The sequence below is a fragment of the Thermogemmatispora tikiterensis genome (genome assembly GCF_003268475.1).
Lineage (GTDB): Bacteria > Chloroflexota > Ktedonobacteria > Ktedonobacterales > Ktedonobacteraceae > Thermogemmatispora > Thermogemmatispora tikiterensis.
In genome coordinates, this window is record NZ_MCIF01000002.1 from 877,710 (window position 1) to 889,285 (window position 11,576).

Sequence of the window (11,576 nt, forward strand, 5' to 3'; positions counted from 1 at the left end):
TCTGCCTCTGCCGTACGTCTCAGGCGCATCTTCAGGGTACCTGCCAGGCCAGATGCCAGGGAAGGGATCAGGGAGTGGCACCAGCAGAGACAGGTGTAGCCGCCCGGACACTGATGCGGCGCGGGCGACTGCCTTCGCTTAAGGGAACCGAGATGGTGAGGCGCCCGTTTTCATAGCGTGCCTCGATTTTGTTGGCATCGACAGGGCGCTCAAAGGCCAGCGTGCGCTCGACGGTGCCACTGCCGATTTCGCGCAGCAACCAGGAGCCTTGCTGCTGGCCCTCATCCTCCTCGCCGCCACGGTATTTGGCTTTGAGGGTCAGACTATGCTCGTGAGCAAGCAGTTCAATATCTTCAGGTTTGACCCCCGGCAGCAGAGCGGTAATGCGATAGCCCTGCTCTGTCTCCAGCACATCTACAGGAATCATGCGCGAGCCAGTAGTGCCGAGGAGGGCTGAGCTTGGTCGCACGAAGCTTTGCTCCAGCAGGCGATTCATGGCATCGCGCAAGCTGAGCATCTCCGCGAAAGGATCGAAGCCTCGTGTCAGCGCCATGCTATAACCTCCTTTCAATGCGGTCCAATCAATGGTGTAAGCTTTTACGCACCGTTACGCTGGCCACATTCCGGTTCCTGGCAGGGTCAGATGAAGCGAGAGAAAGGTGACTATTCACCCTCCGCCGGGAGAGACGCCTGACCGGCGGCAATCGGGGCAGGCTGGCGCCGATCAGGCTATAAATCACTCCATACGCTTTTTGCTTTCTTCTCCTCTATTACAGTGTTCGCCCCTCGACGGTCTGGTGCTGCAAATCGATGATGCTGTACTCACCTCTGGCGAGCGAGCCGGGAGCTACAACGGCGGAAGTGCCAAGCAGCTCACGCTTGCGTTCGGGGCCGCTGACCAGGACCAGGCGCGGGCTATAGCTCTTGATCAGCTCGGCCAGAGTTGGACTGCCGGATTCATGGAAGCCCTTATGGTAGGGTGGGGTGTGGAACAGGAAAACCTTCTCATAATCCTTCAGCTCCGAGAGGAACTTCAGGCGATAGACCACCTCCCAGGCCGGATAGCGCAGGCTCTCCTCTTCCTCGCGAGCCTGCTGAGGGTCATCTGTAATTGTCCCCCCCATGCCAGTGAAGACCACGTAGCCCGGGGCCAGGGCGAAAGTCCCGTGGACGCCATGCAGGTAGGGATAGATAACCTCGATCTGGGCTGCTTCCTGCAGGTAGAGGGCCAACGGCCCATCCTCTGGCCCTGGGACGTAGAAGGTGGGCAGGCGGCTCTGGGCTAACAGCGAGAAGAAGCGACCGTAGTCGCGCGGGCTGAGGCTACGCGCTGCCAGGTTGCCCAGTATGGCCACTGCCTGAATATCCAGCTCTTGAGCCTGGCGCATCAGTCGCTCCAGTGCTGCCAATTGGCCCGATGGCTCTGCCGTAGCTAGAATGGTGTTGACGTGCTTCCGCATAAGCGGTTCACCTCCCTTTCAACAACGACGACAACAACAGGTGCAGCCTGCCCATCCCTCAAACCGCGTGAGGGCTGTGCCACCACGCCAATAGAGAGTGGTAAGCGGGCCGCCGGCTGGCTTTCCCTATTCGAGCAGAGGCGCGCGGCTCGGGGCTGAGTTTCCAGCCTTGACCTCGACCGCAGAGGCAGCTCCGGGGGTAGTGGCCTCGCGGATGATCTGAAGCACCTGCTCGCGCTCCAGGACCTCCTCGCGGAGCAGGGCCTCTGCCAGGCGATCGAGGGCGGCGCGATGCTCAGTCAAGACGGCACGGGCTTGTTGATGGGCCTGCTCGACAATGCGCTCCACCTCAGCATCGACGCGTTGGGCTGTTGCTTCAGCGTAGAGACGCTGATGTTCGCCCGGCAAGGTCCCTCCGAGGAAGCCATCGCCCTGCTCCAAGTCGTAGGCCACCAGGCCCGTGCTCTCACCCATGCCCCACTCGGTGACCATGCGGCGAGCAAGGCGTGTGGCTTCTTTGAGATCGTTCTCGGCCCCCGAGGTAATTTCACCCAGGGCTACTTCCTCGGCGGTGCGCCCACCCAAGGCCACTGCCAGGCGTTGCAGCAGGTAGGAGCGCGGATAGTTATGGCGATCATCTTCGGGTAAGAACTGCGTGACGCCTAGAGCGCGCCCGCGTGGGACAATCGTCACCTTGTAGAGTGGATCGACATCCGGCAGAACGGCGGCCACCAGGGCGTGGCCTGCCTCGTGGTAGGCGACCGTGCGCCGTTCGCGCTCATCCATCAGGGCCTCGCGCTTGCCGCCAAGCAACAGCTTGTCGAGGGCTTCCTGGAAGTCCTCGCGATCAACCTGGGACTTGCCCTTGCGGGCCGCCGCCAGGGCGGCTTCGTTCACAAGATTGGCTAGATCAGCCCCCGAGAAGCCGGGCGTACTGCGGGCCAGCTCCTCTAGATTGACATCGGGGGCCAGAGGCACCTGGCGCGTGTGGATGCGCAGAATGGCCTCGCGTCCGCGCCGCTCCGGGCGATCGACCACCACCTGGCGATCAAAGCGACCAGGCCGCAGCAGGGCTGGATCAAGCACATCTGGACGGTTGGTTGCAGCCAGCACGACAACGGCCTCGTGCGGCTCAAAGCCGTCCATTTCGACCAGGAGCTGTTCGAGCGTATGCTCGCGCTCATCATTGCTGGCCAGGGTACCGGCCCCACTGCGAGCGCGTCCGATGGCGTCGATCTCATCGATGAAGATGATACATGGAGCCTGCTTACGCGCCTGGGCAAACAGATCGCGTACACGACTGGCCCCGACGCCAACGAACAGTTCTACAAAATCGGTCGCGCTGCAGCTGAAGAAGGGGACGCCAGCCTCACCAGCCACGGCGCGGGCGAGCAGTGTCTTGCCCGTGCCCGGCGGACCAACAAGCAGGACTCCCTTGGGAATATGAGCACCGATCTGCAGGAAACGCTGAGGATCGCGCAGGAAGTCGATAACTTCACGCAGCTCAGCTTTGGCCTCCTCGACTCCAGCCACATCGGCGAAAGTAGTCGTCGGTCGCTCTTCAGTATAGAGCTTGGCCCGGCTGCGTCCGAAACCGAAGAGTCCTCCACCTTGCATGTCTTGGAGCTGGCGCATGCCCCGCCAGCTCATGAAGGCAAAGTAGAGGAGCAACAGGACTGGCAACAAATTGATGAACCAGGAGAGCGCCGTCTGCCACCAGGACGGCTGCACAGGTTCAGCGCTCACCTCGACTCCCTTCTGCTCCAGGAGGGGCAGCAGATTAGGGTCGCCAGGTGCGGGGATGTACGTCGAGAAGTGGGTGGCCGAGATTGTTTGGCCATCTGGCTGCCGTTGCTCGATGGGCGACTTGAGCGTCCCGGTGACACTATTGTCGCTCTTAATGGTCACACTGGCAACGTTGTCTCGCTGAACCTGCTGGATGAAGGCGCTATAGGGCAGGTCGATGGTAGTCGTCTGCCCCCAGCCCGTCAGGTTGAAGAAAAACGGGCCATAGAAGACCAGGTTGATGAGTACCATGATCAGCAGGAGCCGTAGCCAGAAGCCAAGACGGGGCTGGGGCTGATTCTGCTGAGAAGATGACCCCGGTCGCTGCTCTCCACTGGGGCTGGGAGCGCCTTTATTGGCTGGGTGATTGCTGCCGAGACGTTGAGTCTTTGGCTGCCTGCCTGACGTGGTGCTTGGCTTTTGTTCGAGCATCGCCGCCTCCTCCGGCAGGCCGCAGTCACCAGCAAGTCTGGCATTCGCTAGAGAGACCCCACTGGTAACTGGCCTGCCTGACGCACAAAAAGCTCCTCTCTCTCTTGCAACTACAATGGACCGAAAACGAAGACGTGGACGGACGAAGGAAGAGCGGAGGCCGGCAAACAGCGCTTGAAGCAAACGAACCAAAGAACGTGAGCGCCTCTCCTCTCGGCGCTCGGGCGCAAGTTCTCGGAACCGGATCAGCTGATGACAGTCATTTTCCTCTCAAGGGAATCTATAGACAAGTTGGCGCTCTTTGTCAAGTGCCTCAATTAGCTCATCAGGTGAAGGAGCAGGGCAAAGAAGTGCGCTCCCCGTTCTCCTAACTATAGAATGAGATAGTCTGAATTATGATACGTCATGATGACCTTGACTGAGGAGAGCAGAAGCCGTACACTGGAAAAGCCCGTCTCGTTCTGGCCTGCCCAATGTCGGCGGTTCCGCTTCTGGGAGAAGGGAAGAAGAGCAGGCTCGTGTCATGATTTGAGACACGAACCTTGATCCGCCACTTCCTCATCAGGCGATAGTGTGCATGCTGTTTTTTTTGTGGCCGAGTAGGAACGGAGCCAGGAAGGAGGTTGGTTGTCATGCTCTTGACGGGAGCTCATGTAGCAGCCTTACGGGAGCTAGCAAGCAGTGAAGAGGCCGGCCAGGCTGCCTACGAGCTGGCAGAGGATGATCGCCGGGCCTTGACCTATCGAGCCTTGGAGTTGCAGGGGCTGGCGGCCCTGGAGCTGCCACGCTCCTATCGTCTGACCTATGCCGGACGAGAGGCCCTCCAGCTGCTGGAGGAGATGCGCCGCGACTGGCAGGCGGGCAGCCTCAGACTCGATGAGCGCGGACAGCTTCTTCTGGCGGGCGAGCACGAGAACGGAGAGCAAAACTGGCGCTTCTTGGGATCGGATATTCTGGCAGCGCTGCAGGCTGCCGAGCACGCTGGTGGAAGAGTGGGGCCAGCGACCGCGGGCTTGCTGCAGGCCCGTGGCCTGACCGAGGAGGCGACTGATCCGCTCCATAAGAGCGTGGTGCAGCGCTTGAATCGGCATGGGCGGGCCTGGCTGGACTTCGCGCGGCGCCATCGGCCCCGTTTGGAGATCGATGGAGAGCTGGCTAACGCCATTCAGCGTATGATTCCGGGCTACAGTGGGCGCCCGGCTCCCGGCCTATCAGGAGACTTCATTGATCTGCTAGAAGCAATGGAGCTGATCACCTGGTCGCTGCCCGATGGACGATTCTATGCCCTGACGGCGCTGGGTGAGGCTGTCTATGAGGCGCTGCGCAAGGGAGGCTATACGCTCGGGGCCGTCGTCCTCGACGAGCCTACTCTCAAGCTGCTGGCCCTCCTGGTAGATCGCGGCAGCGAGGCTCTCACAGCTGACCAGAGAGAGCGGCTTCAGGAACTGGGTTTTATGGGGCTGGATAGCTATCTCACGCCTGCCGGTGAGGCAGCTCTGCGTGCCTACGCTCTCCTGCAGAGCGAGCGGCCCGTCTCGGTGCGGACTTTCGCTCTCACAGAGGCCGAAGTCGAGGTCTTGCTGACGCTCCACCAGCTCGCAGCTCGTCAGGAGAATGGCGGACCTTCTCCTGATCTGGAACGTCTGCGCAAAACGCTGGTAGAGCAGTTGGCCGAACGCTATCGGGAGATCGTCGGACGTTATGGTCGGCGTCTGGAGGAGCGCTCGGCCCTGAAGCGACGTGCTGTGGAGCTGCTGGGGGAGTTACGTAGCCGCGATGAGTGGTTTGATTCGCTGTGGGACCTGGAGGAGCTGATAGCCAGTCTAGAGGCCCTGGCACTGGTGCGGACCGAGAGCGATGGCGAGCGGACGCTCTATCGGCTGACACCCTATGGCCAGCGTGTGGTCGAGGAGCAGCAGCAGGAGCAGATACGCGCTATCTCCTCGACGGCGGTCAAAGCCGTGAGCATGGCTGTGACGCGCTGGACAGGGCTGGCAACTTCCTGGGTGGAGCGAGCGCGCGAGGAGGGCCTCGTCGGTAGCGGCGGAGGCGTGACCCGTGCGGGCCGGCTCTACTCCTGGTTGGCTGAGCATTGCCCGCGCCAGCCAATGCTGACACGAGTGGAGGCAGAGGTGCTGGCCAACCTTCCAGAGACGGAGCCAGGGCCATTTGTCTCGGAGTATCAGGCGTCTCTAGAGGGGGAACGCCTGGCCTGGGCTCTGGATAAGCTGGAGGCACACGGGCTGATTGACCGCCTGGCAGATGGACAGATTGTGCGCACAGAGGCGGGCCGGCTACTAGCGCGAGCGGTGGCCGGGGCGACAAAGCTGGCTCATCCCATTACGCCACGCATTGTACGCCTGCTTGAGGCCATGCGCCAGGTCGGAACGCTCTATGTCAAGGAGCAGAAGGTCCGTCTTCAGCCGGAGCAGTGGAAGGAAGTGGAGCGTCTCACGGGCCTGGGGCCGCAGGAGTTCCTGGAAACGCGACATGTAGCGCGTATGGGCCATTATATTGGTGAGGTAACGCTTAACGAGGCCGGGCTAGAGGTGCTGGAGGCGGCTGCCCTGCTTCAGCAGCGCGTCTGAGCAGAGCGGCTCGGGGAAGTTGTTCGACCTTCTGTCTTGTCCGCACTCCTCTGGCGAGAGGAGGGTAGACAGCCCGGAGGACAGCACTGGCTGACAGGCTGTCCGGCCTTTCAGCTGCCAACCAGCCAGGCTATTGATCCGGTCAGGCTGGTTGGCAGCCCGCCCTTCTGTCCGGCAGCGGTACCGGCAGCGGCCATTGATCAGGCCAGGCAGCTTAGCCCTTGACGACGATGATCGGGCGTAGTCGCACTACGAGCCTGGCCAGGCCGGCGTTGTGAACGACGCGCACCACCTGCTCGGCGTCCTTATAAGCCAAAGGCGCCTCTTCAGCCAGCAGGCCCTTGCTGTGCACCCGCACCGCGATGCCTTTCGCCTCCAACTGGGCCATCAAGTCTTTGCTGCTGATAGCTTTCTTGGCAGCCGTCCGGCTGCGCTGGCGTCCGGCGCCGTGGCAGGTTGTCCCAAAGCTCTGCTCCATCGAGCCAGGGGCACCGACGAGGACGAACGAGTAGCGTCCCATGTCGCCCGGGATCAGCACCGGCTGGCCCACCGCGCGATACTTCTCAGGAACAGCAGGATGCCCGGCAGGAAAGGCGCGCGTGGCCCCTTTGCGATGGACGCAGACGCGCTGCAGCTCGCCGTTGATGCGGTACTCCTCAATCTTGGCGATATTATGACATACATCGTAGACCAGCGGCATCTCTGCAGGCCGCGCCTGGCGCCCGAAGACTCTGGAAAAAGCCTGGCGCACGCCGTGCATGAGTAACTGGCGGTTGGCCCAGGCAAAGTTTGCCCCGCAGGCCATAGCCCCCAGATAGGATTTGCCCAGATCCGAGCGCAGCGGCAGACAGGCCAGCTGTCGATCGACAAGCTTGAAGCCAAAGTCCTTCTGCTTGCTCTCAGCAACGCGAATGTAATCCTCGGCAATCTGGTGCCCAAATCCCCGGGACCCGCAGTGAATGGTCGTCACGACCTGGTCCTTGTAGAGGCCAAGTGCTCGCGCCGCCTCTTCGTCGTAGATGTAATCGACGACCTGGACCTCGCAGAAGTGATTACCGGCGCCCAGGCTCCCGAGCTGGTTGACGCCGCGCTGGATGGCCGTCGTTGAGACGGCTTCAGGACTGGCTCCCGTCAAACAGCCTCCTTCCTCGGTGACTTCCAGGTCCTCCGGAAAGCCATAGCCCTGTTCCACAGCCCAGGCCGCCCCCCGCACCATAACCTCCCGCAGCTCTCTTTCGCTCAGGCTGCGCATGCCCTTGCCGCCCACACCCGAGGGCAGATGCTGGAAGAGTTCATCGGCCAGGCGATCGGCCTTCCCTTTCACTTCCTGATAGCTCAGACCCGTAGCAAGCAAGCGCACCCCACAGTTGATATCGAAGCCGATCCCTCCTGGGGAAACCACTCCTGTTTCAACATCGGTGGCAGCTACGCCCCCGACAGGGAAGCCATAGCCCCAATGGATATCAGGCATGGCCAGCGAGTAGCCGACAATGCCCGGCAGCGTGGCCACATTGGCTACCTGCTGCAGCGAGTTGTCCTGGCGAATCTGTTCGATGAGAACGTCATCGGCATAGACAATGCCCGGCACGCGCATCTCCGGCTGGTAGCTCTGGGGGATGCGCCAGCGATAGGCATCAATCCGCTGGAGAGGAACCTTCACCCCGGTATCGCTCATCGTGAATCCCTCCTTGCTCTTCTTGTGCTTGCCTCAACTTTGCTTCAAAGGAGAAACGTGGGCTGCTTGCGCTGTTACTGCCAACCAGCCAGCGGTGGGATAGCGCGCGACAGTCCGTTCTTCGCTGGTCAACGACCTTTATGGAAGACGACGCCATTGGACCAGTCGAGTCCCGAGCACGGCACGGGGTCATTTGACAGGAGGGCCAAGGGATCGGTAGCAGTGAACAGCAAGGCACTCTCTCCCTCCTGCGAGCACCTGGCTATGGATAGCTGAGGAGATAGCAGGGCCTGGGTGAGTGAAGCAGGAGAGCGACAGGCGCACACAGAGACGCGGTAGCGCTTCCGGCGAGCAGGGCCGAGGACTAGATGTCGAAGATGATGCGTGCCCGATAGCCGTTAGCGGTGGAGACAACCTCGGCCTGATGCCAGGTGACCGCCTTGATGGCACTGCTCAGCTCGTGGCGTTGCTCATCATATGGCTCGCCGCTCGCACGCGCCTTCATCTTCAGCTGGGTCTCGGAGAAGTCCTCAATCTCGAACTGGCGAAAGAGCAAGAACTCGGTATCGAACAGGAAGATCAGACGACTTAGCCAGGCAATCAGCAGCGAGACCAGATCGTCCCCCTCAACCTCCACCTCCCTTCTGATTCTGGGCTCGACCTGCTCCAGAGGCACCATCAGGCTCTCCATCCCCTCTGCTGCATGGATGAAGAGTTCCGGCAGTGTCCGCCCATAGACCTGCAATCCGACGTCTGCCGTGTGCTCGAAGACTTCAAACGGCAGCTCATCCATAGCTCTGCCCACTTTCTGCCACCTGGGATTGTACTCCCTGCTTGCATCTGGGCAAGCGCTGGTCAGCGTGTGGCACTTCTCCACCTCGGAGACACCGCTCTGGTATTGTGTTTCATGGCTGCCTCCTTCCCGAATGCCGGCCAGTCCGCTGCATTCAAACACCACGTTTCGATGGTAGCAGCAGATTTGCGCTTTGTCAAGATGAGGGGGAGCGCAGATGCTGCTGGGCCGCGCTCTCCCCTGCTCCCTGTTATGCCGCTCAAGTATAGCGCAGCCCAGCGCCGCAGTCTCATAAAGCGGGGAGCGATGCGGGTGTGGGTGCGGCGGGGTGCTAGCTAGCAGGTTCGCTCCCGGCTGTGAGCCCAGAACTCCAGCAGGTCGCTGCGGGTGACAATGCCTTCGAGCTGGGAACCTTGCATGACGGCCACCGCCGATTGACCACTCCGAAAGAGGGTATAGGCTTCCTGGATAGGGGCATCAGCGGGCAGCTCGGGAAAAGGTGGGCCTTGGAGCGAGCCGACCGTCTTCTCGCTCAGCGCTTCTCCGCTTGCCAGATGCAGGAGCAGCAGATCCTCGGTCAGGCTGCCCACCATGCGCCCGTTCTCCATCACAGGCGTCTGGCTGATCCCATAGCGACGGAGCAGCTGAACAGCATCAGCGATCGAGTCCTGGGGGGCGACGCTGACAACCAGCGGCATGCTACCCTCATGCGTGCGCCGATAAGTGAGCACGTCGCGCAGTGTTGGCTGCTCACTCTCAGCCTGCATGAGCAGGTTGTTCTCGCGCATCCAGGTGTCGTTAAACTGCTTGCTCAGGTAGCCACGTCCGGTATCGGGGAAGAGCACCACAACGACATCATTGGGAGTGAGCCGGCGTGCGTAGGTAAGAGCTGCCGCCAGCGCGGTGCCCGAGGAGCCACCAACGAGAATCCCTTCTTCGCGAGCCAGGCGCCGGGCCCAGTAGAAGGAGATGCGATCTTCGACGCGAATGACTTCATCGACGATGGAGGGATCGTAATTCTTGGGAAAGACCTCCATACCAATGCCCTCGACTTTGTAGGGCTTGGGAGTGTCGCCCGAGTAGACAGAGCCTGCCGGGTCGGCGCCGATGACCTTGATAGCCGGATTCTGCTCCTTGAGATAGCGAGCGGTACCGGTGATGGTGCCGCCGGTGCCAATGCCCGCCACAAAGGCCGTGATGCGCCCGGCGGTATCGCGCCAGATCTCAGGTCCAGTGCTGGCATAGTGAGCAGCCGGATTGGCGGGGTTGGAATACTGATCGGGACAGCAGGCCCCGGGAATCTCCTTAGCGAGACGATGGGCCACGTTCTTGTAATGCTCGGGCGAATCGGGGGGCACGGTACTCGGGCAGATGACAACTTCAGCCCCATAGGCCCGCAGCAAGCTGCGCTTCTCTTCGCTGACTTTGTCCGTCATGACAAAGATGCAGTGGTAGCCTTTGATGGCGGCAGCTATGGCCAGGCCATGACCGGTATTGCCGCTGGTGGGTTCGACAATGGTCCCCCCAGGACGCAGCAGGCCCTGACGCTCACAGTATTCGATCATTGCCGGTCCGATACGGTCTTTGACGCTGCCGCCAGGATTGAGCATCTCGATCTTGGCGAGCACAAGGGGGGGAACATCGGCAGCGACTTTGCGCAGGCGCACCAGTGGGGTGTTGCCGATGGCATCGAGGATGGAATCATAGTAGCGCATGTCTCCTGGAGCGGGTTCAGCCGCATGCTTCTCCTGCATATCTCCACGCTTCCTCTCTGCAGCAGTTACTGGCCTTCTTTCGTTGGGTGGGCACGTGTTGGATAAGAGAGATGAGACCCGACCCGGCCCACCACGCAAGCGACGCACCCAGTGGACCGGGACCTGCTTGATCTCGTAGCCACAGTATAGCATGAGGAAACGTAGCCTGGCCAGAGGCCCAGAAGCATGGCTATCAGCAGAGCAAGTGTCAGGCTGGCAGAGGAGAGTGACCTCCCCCCTCCAGGCCTGGGTGTTGCTGCTATGAGCCGCTGCCACCACCAGAGTAGGTTGTGGACTGCATGGAAACGGACAACATTTTATATACCCGCCAGGGAAACGGGGCTATCTTTCTCTTCCAAAGGAGCAAGAGAATAGGGAGCAGGAGGAATAACCTCCTCGGGAGAGGGAAGCCACCCAGCTCACCCTCTCCCGAGGAGGTTTCATGCAGGTTGGTTTCCCCAAACCGTAAGGAGCTGCCAGATGGCACAGAAGTTGTCGGCCTGCATCTCAGCCACCGCTTGCTGATACAAGGAGGTCAGTTCCTCGGGCGTGGCGACGCCTGCCCTGATCAGGAAGGGCTGGACCAGCTCCAACCCGATGAGCGCGTCCTTGAAGACCGGATAGTGCTGCTCGGTGCCCATCGACCACTCGATGGCGGTGGGTCGCAGCCGCACGTCGACAAAGCCGGCCTGCCGCACCAGCCGGGGCAGCACCGGAGTGATGCCCAGATGCCGCCCGTCCGGGGAAAAGCTCTGGCCGGCCCTCCGCAGTGCCTCGGTCACCAAGGCGCTAAAGCGTTCGAAGGCGGGACTGGTCGTCAGCGGCTCCTCCATCTCGGTCAGGCGCACGACCCCGCCGGGGACGAGCAGGCGGCGACACTCCGCGAGCAGCCGCGGCCAGGCCTCCGGCAGCATGAAGCCGCACAGGAGCCGGCCATTGATCAGGTCGAAGGAGGCATCGGGGAAAGCGAGCGGCTCCATGACGTCCATGACCTGAAAGTGGACGTTCTCCAGGCCGCGCGACCAGGCTTGCGCGGTGGCGTATTCGATCACTGCCGGGCTGAGGTCGACGCCGATCAGGGTGGCCCGG

8 protein-coding genes are annotated in these 11,576 nt (G+C 61.4%); 1 reads left to right on the forward strand and 7 read right to left on the reverse strand.

Translation table 11 applies throughout. The features are described from left to right. Positions 1 to 67 precede the first annotated feature (67 nt). From A4R35_RS03705 to ftsH, 3 genes are all read right to left on the reverse strand, one after another. On the reverse strand, positions 68 to 553 hold the full coding sequence (locus A4R35_RS03705; protein WP_112426662.1) for an Hsp20/alpha crystallin family protein: 486 nt from the start codon (positions 551 to 553) through the stop codon (positions 68 to 70). A 217-nt stretch (positions 554 to 770) separates the two neighbouring features. After that, positions 771 to 1,460 carry a metallophosphoesterase gene (locus A4R35_RS03710; protein ID WP_112426664.1) on the reverse strand — a complete coding sequence of 230 codons (690 nt, stop codon included), beginning with the start codon at positions 1,458 to 1,460 and terminating at the stop codon, positions 771 to 773. Between the two features lie 126 nt (positions 1,461 to 1,586). Beyond that, positions 1,587 to 3,677: an ATP-dependent zinc metalloprotease FtsH gene (ftsH, locus tag A4R35_RS03715; protein WP_112426666.1), complete on the reverse strand. Its 2,091-nt coding sequence runs from the start codon at positions 3,675 to 3,677 to the stop codon at positions 1,587 to 1,589. 632 nt (positions 3,678 to 4,309) lie between these two features. Between ftsH and A4R35_RS03720 the strand changes: the two genes are divergently transcribed. Next, positions 4,310 to 6,265: a DUF505 domain-containing protein gene (locus A4R35_RS03720; RefSeq protein WP_112426668.1), complete on the forward strand. Its 1,956-nt coding sequence runs from the start codon at positions 4,310 to 4,312 to the stop codon at positions 6,263 to 6,265. Positions 6,266 to 6,479: 214 nt separating this feature from the next. On the opposite strand, the gene A4R35_RS03730 is transcribed toward A4R35_RS03720, so the two are convergent. From A4R35_RS03730 to A4R35_RS03745, 4 genes are all read right to left on the reverse strand, one after another. Next, positions 6,480 to 7,940 carry an RtcB family protein gene (locus tag A4R35_RS03730; RefSeq protein WP_112426672.1) on the reverse strand — a complete coding sequence of 487 codons (1,461 nt, stop codon included), beginning with the start codon at positions 7,938 to 7,940 and terminating at the stop codon, positions 6,480 to 6,482. Between the two features lie 364 nt (positions 7,941 to 8,304). After that, positions 8,305 to 8,733, reverse strand: coding sequence for an archease (locus tag A4R35_RS03735; protein WP_112426674.1), 429 nt, complete (start codon positions 8,731 to 8,733; stop codon positions 8,305 to 8,307). 335 nt (positions 8,734 to 9,068) lie between these two features. Further along, positions 9,069 to 10,448: a cystathionine beta-synthase gene (locus tag A4R35_RS03740; protein ID WP_112433973.1), complete on the reverse strand. Its 1,380-nt coding sequence runs from the start codon at positions 10,446 to 10,448 to the stop codon at positions 9,069 to 9,071. A 479-nt stretch (positions 10,449 to 10,927) separates the two neighbouring features. Then, a partial coding sequence (locus A4R35_RS03745) for a class I SAM-dependent methyltransferase (protein WP_112426676.1) occupies positions 10,928 to 11,576 on the reverse strand: 649 nt, incomplete at its 5' end.

Excerpts from the sequence above, each read along its gene's own strand:
- A4R35_RS03705 (WP_112426662.1), bottom strand. The coding sequence starts at position 553 with ATGGCGCTGACACGAGGCTTCGATCCTTTCGCGGAGATGCTCAGCTTG.
- A4R35_RS03710 (WP_112426664.1), bottom strand. The coding sequence starts at position 1,460 with ATGCGGAAGCACGTCAACACCATTCTAGCTACGGCAGAGCCATCGGGC.
- ftsH (WP_112426666.1), bottom strand. The coding sequence starts at position 3,677 with ATGCTCGAACAAAAGCCAAGCACCACGTCAGGCAGGCAGCCAAAGACT.
- A4R35_RS03720 (WP_112426668.1), top strand. The coding sequence starts at position 4,310 with ATGCTCTTGACGGGAGCTCATGTAGCAGCCTTACGGGAGCTAGCAAGC.
- A4R35_RS03730 (WP_112426672.1), bottom strand. The coding sequence starts at position 7,940 with ATGAGCGATACCGGGGTGAAGGTTCCTCTCCAGCGGATTGATGCCTAT.
- A4R35_RS03735 (WP_112426674.1), bottom strand. The coding sequence starts at position 8,733 with ATGGATGAGCTGCCGTTTGAAGTCTTCGAGCACACGGCAGACGTCGGA.
- A4R35_RS03740 (WP_112433973.1), bottom strand. The coding sequence starts at position 10,448 with ATGCGCTACTATGATTCCATCCTCGATGCCATCGGCAACACCCCACTG.